We start from the raw sequence: 21,853 nt of genomic DNA on the forward strand, positions 1-21,853 counted from the left end.
ATCTGACTCATTTGAACATCCTCGTCGCCATAATGACAAAAACGGGTGCGCCAACTAACGCCGTCATGACACCGGTCGCCAGCTCATGGGGCGTGAAAAGCGTTCGGGCGATAATATCTGCCAGTAATAACAAAAGGGCGCCGACACAAGCTGAAAGAGGTAGCAGAACGCGCAGATCCGCTGATGCCAGACGCCGGACAATCTGTGGTACCAACAGGCCGACAAAACCAATGGGGCCAGCAATCGATACGGCAGCACCGCAGAGCAACGCAATCGCAATCAGAGTGAATGTTCGTGTGCGTAGTACCGAAACACCCAGCCCCTGTGCCATGCGATCGCCCAGTGCCAACATGTTAAGAGAGGGCGCAAGGTAAAGGGCTAATACAAATCCCCCCAAAGAAAACCAGGCGGACGTTCCAAGCGTCGCCCAATCCTGCCCCGCTAAATCCCCCGCTAACCATGTCCGCATCGCCAGCAGCGTTTGTTCGTCAAGAATCAGGATTGCAGCCGTTATTGAGGAAACGAACGCTGATAACGCCACGCCGCATAAGGTAACTTTCATTGGCGTTAATCCTGAACGCCCTGCGGAAGAGAGCAGCAATATCAACAGGAACAATAACGCACCTCCTGCAGATGCCAGCAGCGGGCGCCCAACAGGAAATGCCAGTCCAAGCGCGCTGGCGGCAACGACAGCCAGGGCGGCTCCGGCATTTAAGCCTAAAATATGTGGCTCGCCCAATGGGTTACGAATGACAGCCTGCAACAAAGCACCAGCAACACCAAGAGAAGCTCCAGTCAGCAATGCTGCCGCTAAACGCGGTAAACGCAGTCTTACAATTACGTTGTGATCGAAGTTTTGCGGTTCAAAATGAAGAAATGCCTGCAACACCGTTTGTGGTGCAATAAATCGGGCACCAATCCCTGGATATACCACGCATCCCACCAGCAGTAAGGCGAGGAAAAAAACAGTAACCAGCCCCGTGCGCATCATACTTTTTCTACACCACGAAACGGCATGAAAAACGGTTTTCCCGTCAGAGGATTTATTGATGCGTGAACATCAACGTCAAAGACAGCTTTTACCAGTTCAGGCGTGCAATGTTCCCCCTCATTCAACACACGCACCACTTTCCCCTGGCGTAAAAATATCAACGTATCACCATAATTCACGGCAAAATTCAGATCATGCAACACCACAACGACAGTGCGCCCGTGATGACGCGTTAAATCATGTAATAACTCAAGAATTTCAACCTGATAACGTAAATCAAGCCAGGTTGTGGGTTCATCCAGCAGGATATAAGGCGTCTTTTGCGCCAACACCATCGCAATCCAGCAGCGCTGGCGCTGCCCACCAGAGAGTTTTTCAACCGGTAAATGTGCAAACTCCTGCGTACCGGTTAATTTCAGGGCCTCTTCTACCGCCTGCTCGTCGGCGTCGCTCCATTGGCGTATGAAATTCTGCCAGGGAAAGCGCCCACGCGACACCAGTTCATAAACGGTTAAGCCCTCCGGCAATAATGGCGACTGCGGTAAGATCCCAAGTCTACGGGATAACGCTTTCGTTGGTTGCTCGTGAATCGCTTTGCCATCAAGCAATATTGAGCCACCCATGGGCTGCAAGATACGCGCGATGGTACTGAGCAACGTCGATTTTCCACAGCCGTTCGCCCCAACCAGAACGGTCATTTTTTCTGTGGGAACGGAGAAAGAAACACCATCAACAATGATTTTCTTGTGATACCCGGCAGAAACATTGTCGAGGATCAGCCCCTGCCCTTTTGCGTTATGTGCCACGTGTACGCCAACTTAATCAAAGACAAACAAAAATAAAACTCATTCTCCTTTGAGAGTTTGACGCCACAAAATGTAGTAGTCAAGGAGTTAAAAACCATATAAAAACAAGGTAAATAGCACGTAAAATATTATTTAAAATAAAAATTAAAACATTAAATATTAACTAGTTAAGAACAATCAAGTTGCATTAAATCATCGTAAAAACACATGTAGCATTTTTTTGTCATTTCTCATTTACTACTACATTGCCACATGTTTGAATGATTCTCAATTACATATCCGGTGATGAAATAACAAACGGATAGTGCTTAGTGAGCAACAAGAAACAATTTTCACTCGCGACAATCCGCGAGTTTTTGGGATAACAGACTAAATGGCTAAGTTCACACCTTCATTCTCAGGACTCAAAGGTCGGGCGCTCTTTTCACTGCTCTTTGCGACACCGATGATTCATGCAACAGACACTGTAACGACCAAAGATGGCGAAACCATCACTGTTACCGCAGATGCAAATACCGCAACTGAGGCAACCGATGGTTATCAACCTCTGAGCACTTCCACTGCGACATTAACCGACATGCCGATGCTGGATATTCCGCAGGTGGTCAATACGGTTAGCGATCAAGTACTGGAAAATCAGAATGCGACGACGCTGGATGAGGCGCTTTATAACGTCAGTAACGTGGTGCAAACCAATACATTAGGCGGGACTCAGGACGCTTTTGTACGTCGTGGATTCGGCGCTAACCGGGATGGTTCTATCATGACCAACGGCCTGCGAACTGTACTTCCTCGTAGCTTTAACGCCGCAACAGAACGTGTGGAAGTGCTAAAAGGCCCGGCCTCCACGCTGTATGGCATTCTCGATCCTGGCGGACTGATTAACGTCGTGACAAAGCGCCCGGAAAAAACATTCCATGGTTCTGTATCAGCCACGTCCTCCAGTTTCGGTGGTGGCACTGGGCAACTTGATATCACAGGCCCCATTGAAGGCACTCAGCTGGCATACCGCCTGACGGGGGAAGTGCAGGATGAAGATTACTGGCGAAACTTTGGTAAAGAGCGCAGTACATTTATTGCCCCATCACTTACCTGGTTTGGTGATAATGCAACAGTAACCATGCTCTATTCCCATCGGGATTATAAAACGCCGTTCGATCGCGGAACGATTTTCGATCTTACGACGAAACAGCCCGTAAACGTTGATCGAAAAATACGTTTCGACGAACCGTTTAACATTACCGATGGTCAGTCCGATCTGGCGCAACTCAACGCAGAATACCATCTCAATAGCCAGTGGACAGCGCGCTTTGATTACAGCTACAGCCAGGATAAATACAGCGATAATCAGGCTCGTGTTACCGCGTATGATGCAACGACAGGAACGCTGACACGACGTGTTGATGCAACTCAGGGCTCTACCCAGCGTATGCATGCTACTCGTGCGGATCTACAAGGGAATGTTGATATTGCTGGATTCTATAATGAGATTCTGGGTGGGGTGTCATATGAATATTATGATCTTCTGCGCACAGATATGATTCGCTGTAAAAACGCTAAAGATTTCAATATCTACAGCCCTGTTTATGGCAACACCAGCAAATGTACAACGGTTTCGGCGTCGGACAGTGATCAGACGATCAAACAGGAGAGCTACTCAGCTTATGCACAGGATGCGCTCTATCTGACCGATAACTGGATTGCCGTCGCCGGGATCCGCTATCAGTATTACACGCAGTATGCGGGTAAAGGCCGTCCTTTTAATGTCAATACTGACAGCCGCGATGAACAATGGACTCCCAAACTGGGGCTGGTCTATAAACTGACGCCATCTGTATCCTTATTTACCAATTATTCGCAAACATTTATGCCGCAATCGTCAATTGCCAGCTACATTGGCGATCTGCCACCAGAATCATCTAATGCTTACGAAGTTGGGGCAAAATTCGAGCTGTTCGATGGTATCACCGCAGATATTGCGCTGTTTGATATCCATAAACGTAACGTGTTGTATACCGAAAGTATTGGTGACGAAACCATCGCCAAAACGGCAGGCCGCGTTCGTTCAAGAGGGGTTGAAGTCGACCTTGCGGGAGCATTAACTGAAAATATTAATATTATTGCCAGCTACGGCTATACCGATGCTAAGGTTCTGGATGATCCTGATTATGCAGGAAAACCATTGCCGAATGTTCCTCGTCATACCGGTTCGCTATTCCTGACCTATGACATTCACAACATGCCAGGTAATAACACTCTGACGTTTGGCGGTGGCGGACATGGCGTAAGCCGTCGTTCGGCAACCAATGGGGCTGACTATTATCTGCCAGGCTATTTCGTTGCCGATGCCTTCGCCGCATACAAAATGAAATTGCAGTATCCGGTCACTCTGCAATTAAACGTCAAAAACCTGTTTGATAAAACGTATTACACCTCTTCCATCGCCACCAATAATCTGGGTAATCAGATTGGCGATCCGCGTGAAGTGCAATTCACGGTGAAAATGGAATTTTGATAAAAAAAGCCCGGTATACGCTTGTATGCCGGGCTATGTTTTATTCTCCTGGCAGGAGGATTATCAGACTTCAATCTCCGCCATGTCGCCTTTCTCTTGCAACCAGTTACGGCGGTCTTCCGAACGTTTCTTCGCCAGCAGCATATCCATCATCGCGTCGGTACGCTGATCATCTTCATCATCGATGGTTAATTGCACCAGACGGCGAGTATTCGGGTCGAGCGTGGTTTCACGAAGTTGCAGCGGGTTCATTTCACCCAGACCTTTAAAACGCTGGACATTTGGCTTGCCTTTCTTGCGTTTTAATTGCTCGAGCACGCCCTCTTTCTCTTCTTCCGTCAAGGCGTAATAGACCTCTTTGCCCAGGTCAATGCGGTAGAGCGGTGGCAGAGCTACGTAGACGTGACCGTGTTTCACCAGCGTGCGGAAATGTTTTACAAACAGCGCGCAGAGCAGCGTAGCAATGTGCAAACCATCGGAGTCAGCATCCGCCAGGATACAGATCTTGCCGTAACGCAGTTGGCTAAGATCGTCGCTGTCAGGATCGATACCGATCGCCACCGAAATATCATGCACTTCCTGCGAAGCCAGCACTTCGTCGGAAGAAACTTCCCAGGTGTTAAGGATCTTACCTTTCAGCGGCATGATCGCCTGATACTCACGATCGCGCGCCTGCTTGGCGGATCCGCCTGCAGAGTCCCCTTCCACGAGGAACAGTTCGGTACGGTTAAGGTCCTGCGCGGTACAGTCGGCCAGTTTGCCAGGCAGTGCCGGACCGCTGGTCAGTTTTTTACGCACCACTTTTTTGGCCGCGCGCAGACGGCGCTGGGCGCTGGAAATCGCCATCTCCGCCAGCAGTTCAGCCGCCTGGACGTTCTGGTTCAGCCACAAGGTGAAAGCATCTTTCACCACGCCAGAAACGAATGCCGCGCACTGACGTGAAGAGAGACGCTCTTTCGTCTGCCCGGCAAACTGCGGATCCTGCATTTTTACCGACAGCACATATGCGCAGCGATCCCAGATATCTTCCGCCGACAGCTTCACGCCGCGCGGCAGAATGTTGCGGTATTCGCAGAACTCGCGCATCGCATCCAGCAGGCCCTGACGCAAACCGTTAACGTGTGTACCGCCCTGCATCGTTGGGATCAGGTTGACGTAACTTTCGGTCAGCAGTTCGCCACCTTCCGGCAGCCACAATAGCGCCCAGTCCACCGCTTCGGTATCACCAGAAAAATTACCGATAAACGGTTTTTCCGGCAACGTCGGCAGGCCATTTACCGCTTCCGCAAGGTAATCGTTCAGACCGTCCTGATAGCACCAGCGTTGTTCGGTATTGTTGATCTCATCTTTAAAAGTGATCTCAACGCCAGGACACAAGACCGCTTTGGCTTTCAGCACATGCGTCAGGCGTGAAACAGAGAAACGCGGGCTGTCGAAGAAGGTTTCATCCGGCCAGAAGTGTACGCTGGTGCCAGTGTTGCGTTTACCGCAAGTACCGACAACCTGCAAATCCTGCACCTTTTCGCCATTTTCAAAGGCGATGTTATAAATCTGACCATCGCGGCGCACGTTAACTTCTACGCGCTTCGACAGGGCGTTAACCACCGAGATCCCCACGCCGTGCAGGCCGCCAGAGAACTGGTAGTTTTTGTTAGAGAATTTACCGCCCGCGTGCAAACGGCAAAGAATCAGTTCGACCGCCGGAACACCTTCTTCCGGGTGAATATCCACCGGCATTCCGCGACCATCGTCAATCACTTCCAGCGACTGGTCAGCATGTAAAATTACATCCACGCGCTTTGCGTGACCGGCCAGTGCTTCATCGACACTGTTATCAATAACTTCTTGCCCCAAATGGTTAGGGCGAGTGGTATCAGTATACATCCCCGGACGGCGGCGAACCGGCTCAAGCCCGGTGAGTACCTCAATGGCATCAGCGTTGTAAGTTTGCGTCATGGTTTAAGTTAGTAATTCGAGTTGATCGTCAGAGATGGTGCAGACCAAGAAAATCGACGATCGGGTTGAAATAATCTTCGAAGCCCGTGAATGCGTGGTTGCCGCCTTCTATTACGGTCTGGCGGCAGGAGGCGTAGTACGCCACCGCCTGGCGGTAATCCAGCACTTCATCTCCCGTCTGTTGCAGCAGCCAGATCAAATCCGGCGCTTCCAGCGGGTCAATCTGCATGACTTTGAGATCGTAAATATGGCGAGACTCTAGCACATATTGCTGCCCGGTGTAGGGGTTCTCGTTCTGACCGAGATAGTCTGTTAGCAGTTCAAACGGGCGCACCGCCGGGTTTACCACCACAGCCGGCAGCATAAAACATTGCGACAACCAGGTGGCGTAGTACCCGCCCAGTGACGAACCAACAATCCCCAGCGAATCACCGCCATGTTCCAGCACAATGGATTCAAGCAGTTCTGCCGCATCGGAAGGATACGGCGGTAACTGCGGAATAATCATCTCAACGTCAGGGTGATGTTCCGCCAGCCAGTTTTTCAACAAGCTCGCTTTCGCAGAACGCGGCGAACTATTGAAACCGTGTAAATAAAGAAGCGTCGACATCAGTAACCTTCTGAAGCGGTATCTGGTTGGAAACGGGAGTCTGCCAGGCGGTGTACTTCTGTGGTCAGCGAGCCATCGGCATGAAGTTCCAGCGTACGCCAACCGGGCGCGATGGTATCCAGCGTGAAGTTGGAGCAGTGCGGCTTAAACTGCACGCAGGTCGATGGCGTTGCCAGCAGGCGACGACCGTTCCAGTCGAGATCCAGTTCCTGATGGATATGGCCGCATAACAGATATTTGACGTGCGGAAACTTCACCAGCACGTTATCCAGTTCACCTGCGTTACGCAGACTGTGTTGGTCAAGCCAGCTACAACCGGCAGGCAGCGGATGATGGTGCAGTAGCAGCAAGGTATGGCGCTCTGGTGCATCGGCCAGTTTACGTTCCAGCCACTCGAGCTGAAACTCACTCAACTCGCCGTGTGGCACGCCAAACACCTGGCTGTCCAGCAACAGGATTTGCCACTGCTCACCGATAAACACGCGTTTCGCTGAAGATATACCCGCATCCTGTAACGCACTGTACATCGCAGGCTGGAAGTCATGGTTGCCCGGCAGCCAGACGCAGGGCGCACGAAAGCTTGCGATGCCTTCAGCGAAGTGCTGATAGGCCGCAGCCGTTTGATCCTGCGCTAAATCACCTGTCGCGACAATCAGGTCAAATTCGTGCTGGTGTGGGCGAATCGCCTCCAGCACCGCCTGGTAGCTCTCCCAGGTGTTCACACCTAACAGGGCTTCGTGCTTTTGCGCAAACAGGTGAGTATCGGTAATTTGTAAAATCCTGACTCTGGACTCACCAGCCAGAGGAAGGGTTAACAGGCTTTCCAAATGGTGTCCTTAGGTTTCACGACGCTAATAAACCGGAATCGCCATCGCTCCATGTGCTAAACAGTATCGCAACCAGTCCGCTAAAAACTGATTAATTTGATGCTTTTCGTCGCGTTGATGCAACTTTTTATTAGGATAATCATACCGCGCTTTGAAGCGAAAAATCTGCTGACTTGAACACACTTCAGCCACCATTGCATCATGATACAGACGCACCGTCATCGACGGAAGGCTCCAGTAACTGATCGCTGGCGCAATCTGTTCAATAGTCACCAGGGTAGTGTATCGGGTCGATTCCACAATCGTTAGCCGATATTGTGCGTTTGCCACCTGATAGCTTACAGTTTCACCGGGTGCGTCATTGCGCGGTAACAAACGGCGCAATTGTGAAAAGTTCATCTCGCACAGGCGCATCATTTCAGGAAAGTCAGGTGTGTAACGCTTCATTTATGCCCACTCATTTTTTAACGCTTGATGATGCAGTTGCAGCCATTGCAAAGCGATGACCGACGCTGCGTTGTCGATTTTCCCCTCTTCTACCCATTGGTATGCCTGTTCCCGACTTACCACATGAACGCGAATATCTTCGTTTTCATCTGCCAGACCGTGAATACCGCTTGCGGTCGTGGCGTCCACTTCGCCCACCATAATTGACGAACGCTCGCTGGTGCCGCCCGGGCTTGCCAGGAAACTTAACACCGGTTTAGTCCGTTTCACTTTTAGTCCCGCCTCTTCAATCGCTTCGCGACGGACAACATCTTCCACACTCTCACCGTCTTCAATCATCCCGGCAACCATTTCCAGTAACCAGGGCGTTTCGCTGGTGTCATACGCGGCAATTCGTATCTGCTCAATCAGTACAACTTCATCGCGCACTGGGTCAAAGGGTAGCAAGACTGCGGCGTGACCGCGTTCAAAAATTTCCCGTCGGACCTCATGACTCATTTGCCCGTTGAATAAACGATGACGAAATCTGTAAAGATCTAATGAAAAAAAGCCGCGATAAAGTGTTTCTCGTGCAATAATTTCTACATCGTTTTTGCCAAATGTAACGGGCAGGTTGTCTGGCTTAAGCATGGCTAATGTCCTGGCACTAATAGTGAATAAAATGTGAATTTCAGCGACGTTTGACTGCCGTTTGAGCAGTCATGTGTTAAATTGAGGCACATTAACGCCCTATGGCACGTAACGCCAACCTTTTGCGGTAGCGGCTTCTGCTAGAATCCGCAATAATTTTACAGTTTGATCGCGCTAAATACTGCTTCACCACAAGGAATGCAAATGAAGAAATTGCTCCCCATTCTTATCGGCCTGAGCCTTTCTGGGTTCAGTTCGTTGAGCCAGGCCGAGAACCTGATGCAAGTTTATCAGCAAGCACGCCTTAGTAACCCGGAATTGCGTAAGTCTGCCGCCGATCGTGATGCTGCCTTTGAAAAAATTAATGAAGCACGCAGTCCATTACTGCCACAGCTAGGTTTAGGTGCAGATTACACCTATAGCAACGGCTACCGCGACGCGAACGGCATCAACTCTAACGCAACCAGTGCGTCCCTGCAGCTGACCCAGTCCATTTTCGATATGTCGAAATGGCGCGCGCTGACCTTGCAGGAAAAAGCTGCCGGTATTCAGGACGTCACTTACCAGACCGATCAACAAACTTTGATCCTCAACACCGCGACCGCTTATTTCAACGTGTTGAATGCCATTGACGTGCTTTCTTATACTCAGGCACAAAAAGAGGCAATCTACCGTCAGTTAGATCAAACCACCCAACGCTTTAACGTGGGCCTGGTGGCGATCACCGACGTGCAGAACGCCCGCGCGCAGTACGATACCGTGCTGGCGAACGAAGTGACCGCACGTAATAACCTCGATAACGCGGTAGAGCAGCTGCGTCAGATAACCGGTAACTACTATCCAGAACTGGCTGCGCTGAATGTCGAAAACTTCAAGACCGACAAACCACAGCCGGTTAACGCCCTGCTGAAAGAAGCCGAAAAACGCAACCTGTCCCTGTTACAGGCACGTTTGAGCCAGGACCTGGCGCGCGAGCAAATCCGCCAGGCGCAGGACGGTCACTTACCAACCCTGGATTTAACGGCCTCTACAGGGATTTCTGATACCTCCTACAGCGGTTCGAAAACCCGTGGTGCCAACAGTACCCAGTATGACGACAGCAATATGGGCCAGAACAAAGTTGGCCTGAGCTTCTCGCTGCCGATTTATCAGGGCGGAATGGTTAACTCGCAGGTGAAACAGGCACAGTACAACTTCGTGGGTGCCAGCGAGCAACTGGAAAGCGCACACCGTAGCGTTGTGCAGACCGTGCGTTCCTCCTTCAACAACATTAATGCTTCTATCAGCAGCATTAACGCCTACAAACAAGCCGTGGTTTCCGCCCAAAGCTCTTTAGACGCGATGGAAGCGGGCTACTCGGTCGGTACGCGTACCATTGTTGACGTGTTGGATGCGACCACTACGCTGTACAACGCCAAGCAGGAACTGGCGAATGCACGTTATAACTACCTGATTAACCAGCTGAATATTAAGTCAGCTCTGGGTACGTTGAACGAGCAGGATCTGCTGGCGTTGAACAACGCACTAAGCAAGCCGGTTTCCACTAATCCGGAAAACGTCGCACCGCAGACGCCAGAACAAAATGCTATCGCTGATGGCTATGCACCAGATAGCCCGGCGCCAGCCGTTCAGCAAGCGTCCGCACGCACTACCACCAGTAACGGTCATAACCCTTTCCGTAACTGACGACGACGACGGGGCTTCGGCCCCGTCTGAACGTAAGGCAACGTAAAGATACGGGTTATCTGCCGCATTCTTCCCCCTTCTCGCTTCAATTTCGACCAGCCATCCTCTATTCTGATGGGTATTTACCACTGGTCCCGGAAGACAAAAATGAAACGGACAAAATCCATACGCCACGCATCGTTCCGCAAAAACTGGAGCGCACGCCACCTGACACCTGTTGCTCTCGCTGTTGCCACTGTTTTTATGCTGGCTGGCTGTGAAAAGAGTGATGAGACAGTATCTCTGTATCAAAATGCGGACGATTGTTCAGCCGCAAACCCAGGCAAAAGCGCCGAATGTACCACCGCGTACAACAATGCGCTGAAAGAAGCAGAACGCACTGCACCGAAATACGCCACTCGTGAAGACTGTATTGCCGAATTTGGCGAAGGTCAGTGCCAACAGGCACCTGCCCAGGCGGGTATGGCACCAGAAAACCAGGCGCAGGCCCAGCAATCCAGCGGAAGTTTCTGGATGCCACTGATGGCCGGTTACATGATGGGGCGCCTGATGGGCGGCGGCGCGGGCTTTGCGCAACAGCCGCTGTTCTCCTCGAAAAATCCAGCCAGCCCGGCTTACGGCAAATACACTGATGCCACCGGTAAAAACTATGGCGCAGCCCAGCCAGGCCGCACCATGACTGTACCTAAGACGGCAATGGCGCCAAAACCGGCGACTACCACCACCGTTACCCGCGGCGGCTTTGGTGAATCTGTTGCTAAACAAAGCACTATGCAGCGTAGCGCAACCGGCACCTCTTCTCGTTCAATGGGTGGCTGATACCGATGGAAAGAGTCAGTATTACCGAGCGCCCGGACTGGCGCGAAAAAGCTCACGAATACGGTTTCAATTTTCATACCATGTACGGTGAGCCGTACTGGTGTGAAGATGCCTACTACAAACTGACCCTCGCCCAGGTTGAAAAACTCGAGGAAGTCACCGCCGAGCTGCACCAAATGTGCCTGAAAGTGGTGGAAAAAGTGATCGCCAGCGATGAGCTGATGACCAAATTCCGCATTCCAAAGCACACGTGGAGTTTTGTGCGTCAGTCATGGCTGACGCACCAGCCGTCGCTTTATTCGCGCCTTGATCTGGCGTGGGATGGCACTGGCGAACCTAAGCTTCTGGAAAATAACGCTGATACGCCAACGTCACTATACGAAGCAGCGTTCTTTCAGTGGATCTGGCTGGAAGATCAGCTTAACGCGGGCAACCTGCCGGAAGGCAGCGACCAGTTTAACAGTCTGCAAGAAAAGCTGATCGATCGCTTTGTCGAGCTGCGTGAACAGTATGGCTTCCAGTTGCTGCATCTCACCTGCTGTCGCGATACGGTGGAAGATCGCGGCACCATTCAGTATTTGCAGGACTGCGCTACCGAAGCTGAAATCGCCACCGAGTTCCTCTACATCGACGATATCGGTTTAGGCGAAAAAGGCCAGTTTACGGATTTACAGGATCAGGTGATTGCCAACCTGTTCAAGCTGTATCCGTGGGAATTTATGCTGCGCGAAATGTTCTCCACCAAGCTGGAAGATGCTGGCGTACGCTGGCTGGAACCAGCGTGGAAGAGCATTATCTCCAACAAAGCGCTTCTGCCGCTGTTGTGGGAGATGTTTCCGAATCACCCTAACCTGCTGCCCGCTTATTTTGCGGAAGATGATCATCCGCAAATGGAAAAATATGTGGTTAAGCCGATCTTCTCACGTGAAGGCGCAAACGTGTCGATCATTGAGAACGGCAAAACCATTGAAGCGGCGGAAGGTCCATATGGCGAAGAAGGAATGATTGTTCAACAATTCCATCCGCTACCGAAGTTTGGCGACAGCTATATGCTGATTGGTAGTTGGCTGGTGAATGATCAACCTGCCGGAATTGGCATTCGTGAAGACCGCGCGTTAATCACTCAGGATATGTCACGCTTTTATCCGCATATTTTTGTAGAGTAATACTGTTCAATATTGCCCCGTTTACCGGGGCAATTTATTATAACCCGCTATTTATAACCCTCATCAATATATAACCCCACACATCTCCAACCTTTATTTAACATTAATAACCAATTTAATACTAAATTGTCATATGCAAGCGATATTGTAATTAAATTAACTAATAAAATCACATGGTAACATGTTGTTTTATAAGTTAATTTATAGTTCTCATCGCATCAAAAATAGATTTAATAATTAAAAAACAATGTTGCTGGGATCACACTACACAATATTGAATATTGTTATTGATATATTGCCCCCCTAGTATCGACTAAAAGAAAATATTTGTTACAGAGAAATACAAAAAATCTAAGACCAGTAAAAACATTTATAAAAATTATTATAAATGTATTTTCATTCATTAAATGAATTTATTAGCACCATCTCAACAGTCGATATTCATCATTATTATATATTTGCGTTATATAAGGAGATATATCCATGTTTGATAAATATAGAAAAACTCTGGTAGCCGGAGCTGTGGCGATAACTCTGGGTTTGTCAGCATCGGGGGTGATGGCAGCAGGTTTTAAACCTGCGCCACCTGCCGGGCAACTCGGGGCAGTCATCGTTGATCCCTACGGCAATGCGCCTCTGACCGCTGTGGTTGATTTAGATAGCCATGTCATTTCTGACGTCAAAGTTACCGTCCACGGGAAAGGCGAAAAAGGCGTTGAAATCAGCTATCACGTGGGTCAGGAGTCACTGAAAACTTACGATGGTGTACCGATTTTTGGTCTTTACCAGAAATTTGCTAACAAAGTGACCGTCGAGTGGAAAGAAAACGGCAAGGCCATGAAAGATGATTACGTGGTGCAGACTTCCGCCATCGTCAATAATTACATGGATAACCGCTCCATCTCCGATCTACAGCAAACCAAAGTTGTTAAAGTCGCGCCAGGTTTTGAAGACCGCCTCTATTTGGTTAATACCCATACCTTTACTGCGCAAGGTTCCGACCTCCACTGGCACGGTGAGAAAGATAAAAATGCCGGAATCCTTGATGCGGGTCCGGCAACCGGCGCACTGCCTTTTGATATCGCGCCCTTTACTTTCATTGTCGATACCGAAGGTGAATACCGCTGGTGGCTGGATCAAGACACCTTCTACGATGGCCGTGACCGCAATATCAACAAACGTGGTTATCTGATGGGTATCCGCGAAACGCCACGCGGCACCTTTACCGCCGTACAAGGTCAGCACTGGTACGAGTTCGACATGATGGGTCAGGTGCTGGAAGATCATAAACTACCGCGCGGATTCGCTGACGCCACCCATGAATCCATTGAGACGCCAAATGGCACGGTTCTGTTGCGCGTAGGTAAGAGCAACTACCGTCGCGATGACGGCATACACGTCACCACCATTCGTGACCATATCCTCGAAGTCGATAAATCAGGTCGCGTTGTCGATGTATGGGATCTGACGAAGATCCTCGATCCGAAACGTGATGCTCTGCTCGGTGCACTGGATGCAGGCGCAGTTTGCGTTAACGTTGACCTTGCTCACGCCGGACAGCAGGCAAAACTGGAACCAGATACACCGTTTGGCGACGCGCTGGGTGTAGGGCCAGGTCGTAACTGGGCGCACGTCAACTCCATCGCCTATGACGCAAAAGATGACTCAATCATTCTCTCCTCTCGCCACCAGGGCGTTGTGAAAATTGGTCGTGATAAACAAGTGAAGTGGATCCTTGCGCCCTCTAAAGGCTGGGAAAAACCGCTGGCCAGCAAGCTGCTGAAACCGGTTGATGCTAACGGTAAACCTATTACTTGTAACGAAAACGGTCTGTGTGAAAACTCGGACTTCGATTTTACCTACACCCAGCATACCGCATGGATTTCCAGTAAAGGTACGCTCACTATCTTTGATAATGGCGACGGTCGCCATCTGGAACAGCCAGCCTTACCAACCATGAAATATTCCCGCTTTGTGGAATATAAGATTGATGAGAAGAAAGGCACCGTTCAGCAAGTTTGGGAATACGGTAAAGAACGTGGCTACGATTTCTATAGTCCAATTACCTCCATCATCGAATACCAGGCCGACCGCAACACCATGTTCGGTTTCGGCGGTTCCATTCATCTGTTCGACGTCGGTCAGCCGACCGTCGGTAAGTTGAACGAAATCGACTACAAAACCAAAGAAGTGAAAGTAGAAATCGACGTGCTGTCTGATAAACCCAACCAGACTCACTATCGTGCGCTGTTAGTCCGTCCAGAGCAGATGTTTAAATAATTAGGAAGGGAATAAAAAATGTCGAAATTAGGGATCTCATCACTGTTTAAAAGCGTACTGCTTACTGCGGCTCTGGCGGTTTCCTTTACTGCTTCTGCATTTACCGAAGGCACGGATTATATGGTCCTGGAAAAACCTATTCCGAATGCCGACAAAACACTGATTAAGGTATTCAGCTACGCCTGCCCGTTCTGTTACAAGTACGATAAAGCGGTTACCGGTCCGGTATCTGAAAAAGTGAAAGATGTCGTTGCTTTCACGCCGTTCCACCTGGAAACCAAAGGTGAATACGGCAAGCAGGCAAGCGAAGTCTTTGCGGTTTTGATCAATAAAGATAAAGCCGCAGGTATTTCATTATTTGATGCTAACTCTCAGTTTAAGAAAGCCAAGTTTGCTTATTACGCGGCTTATCACGACAAAAAAGAACGCTGGTCTGACGGTAAAGATCCAGCTGCTTTTATCAAAACTGGCCTGGATGCCGCAAGTATGAGTCAGGCAGATTTTGAAGCTGCACTGAAAGAGCCAGCGGTACAGGAAACACTGGAAAAATGGAAAGCCTCTTATGAAGTTGCCAAAATCCAGGGTGTTCCGGCCTATGTCGTTAATGGTAAGTATTTGATCTACACCAAGAGCATCAAATCCATCGACGCTATGGCAGATCTTATCCATGAGTTAGCCAGTAAATAACAGGGAAACCAGCTATGGGTATTAAGGGAATGTGGAAAGACCTTCGCACATCACCAGTCGACACACTGGTCAGATGGCAGGAACAACGCTTTTTGTGGTTGTTAATGACCGTTGCGATGGGCGCGTTAATTATCCTGGCGCACTCTTTCTTCCAGATCTATCTCTACATGGCGCCCTGTGAGCAATGTGTATACATTCGCTACGCCATGTTTGTGATGGTTATTGGAGGATTGGTTGCGGCAATCAACCCGAAGAACATCGTCCTTAAGCTGATTGGCTGCGTGATGGCATTTTACGGCAGCATTATGGGACTGAAGTTTTCACTCAAACTGAACGATATCCACCATGCGGTACATAACCCGGATCCCGATTCACTGTTTGGCGTACAGGGTTGCTCTACCGATCCAACTTTCCCCTTTAACCTGCCGCTGGCACAGTGGGCGCCAAACTGGTTCAAACCGACCGGGGATTGCGGCTATGATGCACCAATCGTACCCGATGGTGTCACACTGAGTAGTATGCAGCAGTGGTTTGTGGAGATGTATCAGCAATCTGAAGGCTGGTATCTGCTACCGCCGTGGCACTTTATGAACATGGCTCAGGCCTGTATGTTGGCTTTTGGTCTTTGCTTGCTGCTGCTGCTGGTGATGAGCGGCGCATGGGGACTCAAGTTGCTGAAAAAGTAAGGTAATACAAACCGAAGCCAGAAATTGGCTTCGGTTTTCTTCATCTATTAACCTACCTGCACCGACAGCATACTTAAACTGCCCATTTCTATACCATCGACCGGAATGGTAATCGGTTCCTGACCATCCCATGCACCTAAGACATACAACAGTGGCAGATAGTGATCCGGCGTAGGGTTCGATAACGCGCCGCCTTCATGGTCGAGATAATTCACCAATGGATGCTGTTCTACCGGCCCTTGCCACGTCAGATTCGCTTTCACATATTCATTAAACGACGTCGCCCACGGATACGGTGAACTATCACCGTGCCACTTCACCGTACGCAGGTTATGCACCACGTTACCGCTGGCGACCAGCATTATCCCTTCATCTCGCAGCGCTGCCAGTTTACGCCCCATCTCAAAGTGCCAGGCGGTGGGTTTGGTGCTATCAATACTTAACTGCACCATTGGGATATCCGCTTGCGGATACATCTTAATCAGTACGCCCCACGAGCCGTGGTCAAAACCCCAGGCTTCTTTATCCAGCGTGACAGGTACTGGCGCTAACAACTCAACCAGCTGTTGTGCTAAAGCTGGTGAGCCAGGCGCCGGATAATGGGTGTCGTACAGCGCCTGCGGAAAGCCGCCAAAGTCATGAATCGTTGGTGGCGCTTCCATTGCAGTCACCCCCGTTCCCCGGGTAAACCAGTGAGCCGATACCACAACAATCGCTTTCGGACGTGGCAATGTCATCCCCAACTTCTGCCAGCTACGGGTATACAAATTATCTTCCAGCACGTTCATCGGACTACCGTGACCTAAAAACAATGCTGGCATACGTGTTGAAGACATGATGATATCCTTAACTAAAGGTGTCATTTTGATATCCTCACAATACGCTTGTTCGGCGGAGTAAGAACCCGGATAACCATGATGATGATCATCAGTTATTTTGACGATCCGCCTGAATGTGAAGATTTATAAGGAGTTGTCGATGTCAGTACCCCTCATTCTGACCATACTGGCGGGGGCAGCCACGTTTATTGGCGCGTTTCTCGGCGTTCTCGGGCAAAAACCCTCGAACCGACTGCTGGCATTTTCGCTGGGATTTGCGGCGGGGATCATGTTGCTTATCTCATTGATGGAGATGCTTCCTGCCGCTTTAGCCGCCGAAGGGATGTCGCCTGTGCTGGGCTACGGGATGTCGCCTGTGCTGGGCTACGGGATGTTTATCTTTGGTCTGCTGGGCTATTTTGGCCTGGACCACATGTTGCCACATGCCCACCCGCAGGATTTAATGCAAAAATCAGTGCAACCGCTACCCAAATCGATCAAGCGCACTGCTATTCTGCTCACTCTTGGAATCAGTCTGCATAACTTCCCGGAAGGGATAGCGACCTTTGTCACGGCGAGCAGCAACCTGGAACTGGGCTTTGGCATCGCGCTGGCCGTGGCGTTGCACAATATTCCTGAAGGTCTTGCGGTTGCGGGGCCGGTTTACGCGGCAACAGGGTCGAAACGCACCGCAATTCTGTGGGCGGGGATTTCCGGGCTGGCGGAAATTCTTGGCGGCGTTCTGGCGTGGTTAATCCTTGGTAGCATGATTTCCCCGGTGGTCATGGCGGCAATCATGGCGGCGGTTGCAGGAATTATGGTGGCGCTCTCCGTAGACGAATTAATGCCGCTCGCCAAAGAGATTGATCCCAATAATAATCCCAGCTATGGCGTGCTGTGTGGGATGTCAGTAATGGGATTTAGTTTAGTGTTGCTACAAACGGCAGGAATTGGTTAAAAATACCTCAGATGTTGTCCAGCACATGGACAACATCTACAAGCGTCACAGAAGCACTACTCCAGCTTTTCTGCCGTCTCTTCTCTCGCACTGTTTAAGTATTTGTTCCGCGCTTCAAGCAGTGCATCTCTGTCCTGGCGAAACGCCCGACAATAACGTTTCAAATGCAGGAAATACCCCACCACAACCAGAGCAATCAATACAATCCAGTACCAGGAGATAAACATCCTTTTTACCCTTAATATTTAACAATATCAAACATTTGTCGCATAAATTTCACATATCCACTTTCGAATATATTCATATAGTCGCATAATAGAGAAACAATTATATGATTTCGATCATGCTTCATGAACAGAAAAATATCATCCACTGCTTAAAAAACAACCAACGCATTAAAGAATTTATAATATCTTCAACTTGATTCATCTGGTTATTATATAGGCTTCACTGTTACAGTTTCATGTAACTCAGATAATTAAAATATGTTATTAGTATTTAGAATATAAATACCATTATCAAAAAGCACACATCGCCTAACTACGAAACTTATTCAATTTATTTTTTCAAAATAGCATTCATACCATAAATCAATTGGATTGTTTTTATTCATTTTACATCAAATACATTGTTTTTATTTATACTTTAAGTTTTGCTTAAAATTCATTTAAAAAAATATAACGAGATTTACATTTAGCCCTGCGATAGTATTTCTCAGGAATTAAAATTGAATTCGAAACAATATCCCCCCTTATTTAATACTCCCTATTTATAAAGGACTATAGTCATGTTAAAAAAAAACCTCCTGTCTGCATTCACTGCCACGGTAATTTCCGGTGTTGCTTTTAACGCCCTTGCTGATGACCCAAACCAGGGTTCAGGTAAAATTACTTTTAAAGGTGAAGTTATCGATGCTCCATGTTCAATCGCTCCTGGTGATGAAGATCAAACCATCAACCTCGGTGAAGTTTCCAAAACTGTACTAAATAGTGGACAAAAATCTCTGCCGGTAGATGTCACCATTCATCTGCAGGACTGCATTTTGTCTGATGGCACAAATACCGTCGATAAAGTTAAAATTACCTTCAGCTCCGCCAGCGTTGACATAACCGATCCCAGCCTGCTGAAAAACACTCTTGAAGGCAACATTGGTAGTGCGACTGGTGTAGGTGTTCGCCTAGTGAAAACTGACAATACCAGTGTAACGCTGGGAACACCAATCACAATGAACTTCCCAACGACCAATGCTTACCAGGAACTGAATTTCAAAGCGCGTATGGAATCCCTGGCTAAAAATGCAACATCAGGTAACGTCCAGGCACAGACAAACTACGTTCTCAATTATAAATAATCGCCAGTTGATTCAAACACGACGCCAGTAAATGAAGCCGATGAAGTTTCATCGGCTGTTTGGACTTTTTTAAAAATGGATTTTTATGAAAAATAAAAACACGTTTAGTCGGGGTAAACTGCCTCTTGCAATCAAAAATGTCCTTTCTGGTGTTATGTTTCCATTGCTATTGGTTTTGCCTGCCTACGCGGTGGAATTCAACGTTGATATGATCGACGTTGAAGATCGAGAGAATATAGATCTTTCACGTTTCGAGAAAAAAGGCTATATCACACCAGGGAAGTATCTCGTTCGCGTCCAGATCAATAAAAATATGTTACCGCAAGCGTCTATGCTGGAGTGGATCAAAGCAGATACAGAAAGCGGTTCGTTCCTTTGCCTGACAGATGAAAACTTAACTCACTTCGGCCTGAATGCGGAATTCATTAAGACCTTACAAACAACTGAAGATACTGACTGCCTCGATCTAAGCCAAAAACCAGAATTAATAACGCGCCTCGATAAGTCCACAATGGTTTTATCCCTTAGTATTCCTCAGGCATGGCTCAAATATCAGGCGAAAAACTGGACGCCTCCCGAATTCTGGGATGACGGTATCGCCGGGTTTACTCTCGACTACAACCTGTATGCAAGCCAGTATGCGCCGCATCACGGCGACAGTACCCAAAACATCAGTTCTTACGGCACATTAGGCTTCAACCTTGGCGCATGGCGTTTGCGCAGTGATTATCAATATAATCAGAATCTTGCTGATGGTCGTTCCGTCAGTCACGATGGCGATTTTGCACGTACCTATTTGTTTCGCCCTATTCCCGCATGGTCGTCAAAGTTCACCATGGGGCAATACGACCTGAGTTCCAATCTTTACGACACGTTCCACTTTACTGGCGCATCATTAGAAAGTGACGAAAGCATGCTGCCACCGGATTTGCAGGGTTATGCACCACAGATTACCGGCATCGCGCAAACCAACGCCAAAGTAACGGTTGAGCAAAATGGTCGCATACTTTATCAAACGACTGTCGCGCCTGGGCCATTTACTATTTCTGATTTAGGTCAGTCGTTCCAGGGGCAACTGGATGTCACCGTAGAAGAAGAAGATGGCCGCACCAATACCTTTCAGGTTGGTTCCGCCTCTATCCCTTATTTAACCCGCAAAGGGCAAGTGCGTTATAAAGCATCGTTGGGAAAACCAACTTCAGTCGGACATAACGATATCAATAACCCATTTTTCTGGACGGCGGAAGCTTCCTGGGGATGGCTGAATAATGTGTCGCTCTATGGCGGCGGCATGTTCACTGCTGATGACTATCAGGCGATCACTACAGGTATTGGCTTTAACCTTAATCAATTTGGTTCCCTTTCTTTCGATGTGACCGGCGCGAAAGCCTCCCTACAACAACAAAATAGCGACAATCTGCGCGGCTACAGCTATCGATTTAACTACGCAAAACATTTTGAATCAACAGGTAGTCAGATTACCTTCGCTGGTTATCGTTTCTCTGATAAAGACTATGTCTCGATGAGCGAGTATCTCGCCTCGCGCAACGGTGATGAAAACGTTGATAACGAAAAAGAGAGTTATGTTATTTCGTTGAACCAGTACTTTGATACACTGGACCTGAATTCTTATCTCAACATTACGCGTAATACTTACTGGGATCGTGAAAGTAACACCAATTACTCACTTTCTGTAAGCAAAAACTTTGATATTGGTGATTTCAAAGGTATTTCCGCTTCTCTGGCGATGAGCCGAATTCGTTGGGATAACGACGATGAGAATCAGTATTACTTCTCTTTATCTCTACCATTACAACAAAGCCGCAATATTTCTTATAGCATGCAACGCACCGGCAACAATACCTCACAAATGATCTCCTGGTATGACGCGTCAGATCGTAACAATACCTGGAATATTTCGGCATCAGCAACAGACGACAATATCCGCGATGGTGAACCGACATTACGCGGTAGCTATCAGCACTATTCGCCCTGGGGACGTCTGAATATCAATGGCAGTATGCAACCAAACCAATACAACTCGGTTACTGCGGGCTGGTCCGGTTCGCTTACCGCCACCCGTCATGGCGTAGCACTTCATGATTACAGCTACGGTGATAACGCCCGCATGATGGTGGATACAGACGGCATTGCTGGTGTTGAAATCAACTCAAACCGTACCGTGACCAATGGAATGGGAGTTGCTGTTGTGCCTTCTTTATCAAACTACACTACCGCCATGCTACGAGTGAATAACACCGAGTTGCCAGAAGGTGTTGATGTTGAAAACTCGGTCATTCGCACCACACTCACCCAAGGCGCGATAGGCTACGCGAAACTGAATGCCACTATCGGATACCAGATCGTCGGAGTGATCCGCATGGAAAATGGTCGCTTCCCGCCACTGGGAGTGAGCGTAACGGATAAAACATCAGGTAAAGATGTGGGCCTGGTAGCAGAAGATGGCTTCGTTTATCTCAGCGGAATTCAGGAAAACAGTACATTGCGTTTAGCATGGGGGGATAACATGTGCGAAATTACTCCGCCCAATAAAAGTAATATCAGCGAAAACGCTATTATTTTACCTTGTAAAACAGTCAATTAATTCAGGATGAATAAA

Annotated in this window: 19 protein-coding genes; 10 read left to right on the plus strand and 9 right to left on the minus strand. The window is 48.6% G+C overall.

Translation table 11 applies throughout. The features are described from left to right. Positions 1-7 precede the first annotated feature (7 nt). Together H9644_RS07685 and H9644_RS07690 are read right to left on the minus strand one after the other, a co-directional pair. Positions 8-991 carry a FecCD family ABC transporter permease gene (locus tag H9644_RS07685; RefSeq protein ID WP_064529633.1) on the minus strand — a complete coding sequence of 328 codons (984 nt, stop codon included), beginning with the start codon at positions 989-991 and terminating at the stop codon, positions 8-10. After that, entirely contained in the window at positions 988-1,797 is an 810-nt protein-coding gene (locus H9644_RS07690; RefSeq protein ID WP_000940874.1) for an ABC transporter ATP-binding protein, read from the minus strand. Before H9644_RS07690 ends, H9644_RS07685 begins: the two co-directional genes overlap by 4 nt. 373 nt (positions 1,798-2,170) lie before the next feature. Between H9644_RS07690 and H9644_RS07695 the strand changes: the two genes are divergently transcribed. Next, entirely contained in the window at positions 2,171-4,312 is a 2,142-nt protein-coding gene (locus tag H9644_RS07695; protein WP_191774029.1) for a TonB-dependent siderophore receptor, read from the plus strand. A gap of 63 nt (positions 4,313-4,375) precedes the next feature. Here the strand turns inward: H9644_RS07695 and parE are convergent, their stop codons facing one another. The 5 genes from parE to nudF are packed head-to-tail and all read right to left on the minus strand — an operon-like array spanning position 4,376 to position 8,782. Beyond that, positions 4,376-6,268 carry a DNA topoisomerase IV subunit B gene (parE, locus tag H9644_RS07700; RefSeq protein ID WP_064529630.1) on the minus strand — a complete coding sequence of 631 codons (1,893 nt, stop codon included), beginning with the start codon at positions 6,266-6,268 and terminating at the stop codon, positions 4,376-4,378. Positions 6,269-6,296: 28 nt separating this feature from the next. Continuing rightward, complete coding sequence (gene yqiA, locus H9644_RS07705; RefSeq protein WP_000105733.1) at positions 6,297-6,878, minus strand: esterase YqiA; 582 nt, start codon at positions 6,876-6,878, stop codon at positions 6,297-6,299. Then, positions 6,878-7,705, minus strand: a complete 828-nt coding sequence (gene cpdA / locus H9644_RS07710) for a 3',5'-cyclic-AMP phosphodiesterase (protein WP_064529629.1) — start codon at positions 7,703-7,705, stop codon at positions 6,878-6,880. The genes yqiA and cpdA overlap by 1 nt, the downstream gene beginning before the upstream one ends. A 24-nt stretch (positions 7,706-7,729) precedes the next feature. Beyond that, entirely contained in the window at positions 7,730-8,152 is a 423-nt protein-coding gene (locus tag H9644_RS07715) for a DUF1249 family protein (protein ID WP_000833390.1), read from the minus strand. Continuing rightward, positions 8,153-8,782, minus strand: a complete 630-nt coding sequence (gene nudF, locus H9644_RS07720; protein ID WP_064529628.1) for an ADP-ribose diphosphatase — start codon at positions 8,780-8,782, stop codon at positions 8,153-8,155. Positions 8,783-8,986: 204 nt separating this feature from the next. Between nudF and tolC the strand changes: the two genes are divergently transcribed. The 6 genes from tolC (at position 8,987) to dsbI (ending at position 16,106) form a co-directional block, all read left to right on the plus strand. Continuing rightward, positions 8,987-10,468 (plus strand): outer membrane channel protein TolC, encoded by a 1,482-nt coding sequence (gene tolC / locus H9644_RS07725; protein WP_191774031.1) that lies wholly within the window; start codon positions 8,987-8,989, stop codon positions 10,466-10,468. A gap of 147 nt (positions 10,469-10,615) precedes the next feature. Further along, positions 10,616-11,287, plus strand: a complete 672-nt coding sequence (locus H9644_RS07730; protein WP_000831534.1) for a DUF1190 family protein — start codon at positions 10,616-10,618, stop codon at positions 11,285-11,287. 5 nt (positions 11,288-11,292) lie between these two features. Continuing rightward, positions 11,293-12,453, plus strand: a complete 1,161-nt coding sequence (locus tag H9644_RS07735; RefSeq protein ID WP_000442852.1) for a glutathionylspermidine synthase family protein — start codon at positions 11,293-11,295, stop codon at positions 12,451-12,453. 483 nt (positions 12,454-12,936) lie between these two features. Next, positions 12,937-14,733: an aryl-sulfate sulfotransferase gene (locus H9644_RS07740; RefSeq protein WP_064529626.1), complete on the plus strand. Its 1,797-nt coding sequence runs from the start codon at positions 12,937-12,939 to the stop codon at positions 14,731-14,733. 18 nt (positions 14,734-14,751) lie between these two features. Then, positions 14,752-15,420, plus strand: coding sequence for a thiol:disulfide interchange protein DsbA/DsbL (locus tag H9644_RS07745; RefSeq protein WP_191774033.1), 669 nt, complete (start codon positions 14,752-14,754; stop codon positions 15,418-15,420). 14 nt (positions 15,421-15,434) lie between these two features. Further along, entirely contained in the window at positions 15,435-16,106 is a 672-nt protein-coding gene (gene dsbI, locus H9644_RS07750; protein ID WP_191774035.1) for a protein-disulfide oxidoreductase DsbI, read from the plus strand. Between the two features lie 47 nt (positions 16,107-16,153). Here dsbI and ygiD read toward each other — a convergent pair whose 3' ends face one another. Further along, positions 16,154-16,942 (minus strand): 4,5-DOPA-extradiol-dioxygenase, encoded by a 789-nt coding sequence (gene ygiD, locus H9644_RS07755; RefSeq protein WP_191774037.1) that lies wholly within the window; start codon positions 16,940-16,942, stop codon positions 16,154-16,156. A gap of 142 nt (positions 16,943-17,084) precedes the next feature. Here ygiD and zupT point away from each other — a divergent pair, with 142 nt between their 5' ends. Then, on the plus strand, positions 17,085-17,882 hold the full coding sequence (gene zupT, locus H9644_RS07760) for a zinc transporter ZupT (RefSeq protein ID WP_191774039.1): 798 nt from the start codon (positions 17,085-17,087) through the stop codon (positions 17,880-17,882). Positions 17,883-17,938: 56 nt separating this feature from the next. Here zupT and yqiD read toward each other — a convergent pair whose 3' ends face one another. Next, a complete protein-coding gene (yqiD, locus tag H9644_RS07765) occupies positions 17,939-18,109 on the minus strand; it encodes a protein YqiD (RefSeq protein WP_165382779.1) in 171 nt (56 codons plus the stop codon). Between the two features lie 560 nt (positions 18,110-18,669). On the opposite strand from yqiD, the gene H9644_RS07770 reads away from it, so the two are divergent. Both H9644_RS07770 and H9644_RS07775 read left to right on the plus strand, forming a co-directional pair. After that, positions 18,670-19,233, plus strand: a complete 564-nt coding sequence (locus tag H9644_RS07770; protein ID WP_191774041.1) for a fimbrial-like protein — start codon at positions 18,670-18,672, stop codon at positions 19,231-19,233. 85 nt (positions 19,234-19,318) lie between these two features. Then, a complete protein-coding gene (locus H9644_RS07775; RefSeq protein WP_191774042.1) occupies positions 19,319-21,838 on the plus strand; it encodes a fimbria/pilus outer membrane usher protein in 2,520 nt (839 codons plus the stop codon). The last annotated feature ends 15 nt before the right edge of the window (positions 21,839-21,853 follow it).

Source organism: Escherichia whittamii, assembly GCF_014836715.1.
Taxonomy (GTDB): Bacteria; Pseudomonadota; Gammaproteobacteria; order Enterobacterales; family Enterobacteriaceae; genus Escherichia; species Escherichia whittamii.

What these genes read in the sequence shown, in the direction of transcription:
- H9644_RS07685 (WP_064529633.1), bottom strand. Translation starts at nt 991, where the DNA reads ATGATGCGCACGGGGCTGGTTACTGTTTTTTTCCTCGCCTTACTGCTG.
- H9644_RS07695 (WP_191774029.1), top strand. Translation starts at nt 2,171, where the DNA reads ATGGCTAAGTTCACACCTTCATTCTCAGGACTCAAAGGTCGGGCGCTC.
- parE (WP_064529630.1), bottom strand. Translation starts at nt 6,268, where the DNA reads ATGACGCAAACTTACAACGCTGATGCCATTGAGGTACTCACCGGGCTT.
- yqiA (WP_000105733.1), bottom strand. Translation starts at nt 6,878, where the DNA reads ATGTCGACGCTTCTTTATTTACACGGTTTCAATAGTTCGCCGCGTTCT.
- H9644_RS07715 (WP_000833390.1), bottom strand. Translation starts at nt 8,152, where the DNA reads ATGAAGCGTTACACACCTGACTTTCCTGAAATGATGCGCCTGTGCGAG.
- nudF (WP_064529628.1), bottom strand. Translation starts at nt 8,782, where the DNA reads ATGCTTAAGCCAGACAACCTGCCCGTTACATTTGGCAAAAACGATGTA.
- tolC (WP_191774031.1), top strand. Translation starts at nt 8,987, where the DNA reads ATGAAGAAATTGCTCCCCATTCTTATCGGCCTGAGCCTTTCTGGGTTC.
- H9644_RS07730 (WP_000831534.1), top strand. Translation starts at nt 10,616, where the DNA reads ATGAAACGGACAAAATCCATACGCCACGCATCGTTCCGCAAAAACTGG.
- H9644_RS07735 (WP_000442852.1), top strand. Translation starts at nt 11,293, where the DNA reads ATGGAAAGAGTCAGTATTACCGAGCGCCCGGACTGGCGCGAAAAAGCT.
- H9644_RS07740 (WP_064529626.1), top strand. Translation starts at nt 12,937, where the DNA reads ATGTTTGATAAATATAGAAAAACTCTGGTAGCCGGAGCTGTGGCGATA.
- H9644_RS07745 (WP_191774033.1), top strand. Translation starts at nt 14,752, where the DNA reads ATGTCGAAATTAGGGATCTCATCACTGTTTAAAAGCGTACTGCTTACT.
- dsbI (WP_191774035.1), top strand. Translation starts at nt 15,435, where the DNA reads ATGGGTATTAAGGGAATGTGGAAAGACCTTCGCACATCACCAGTCGAC.
- ygiD (WP_191774037.1), bottom strand. Translation starts at nt 16,942, where the DNA reads ATGTCTTCAACACGTATGCCAGCATTGTTTTTAGGTCACGGTAGTCCG.
- zupT (WP_191774039.1), top strand. Translation starts at nt 17,085, where the DNA reads ATGTCAGTACCCCTCATTCTGACCATACTGGCGGGGGCAGCCACGTTT.
- yqiD (WP_165382779.1), bottom strand. Translation starts at nt 18,109, where the DNA reads ATGTTTATCTCCTGGTACTGGATTGTATTGATTGCTCTGGTTGTGGTG.
- H9644_RS07770 (WP_191774041.1), top strand. Translation starts at nt 18,670, where the DNA reads ATGTTAAAAAAAAACCTCCTGTCTGCATTCACTGCCACGGTAATTTCC.
- H9644_RS07775 (WP_191774042.1), top strand. Translation starts at nt 19,319, where the DNA reads ATGAAAAATAAAAACACGTTTAGTCGGGGTAAACTGCCTCTTGCAATC.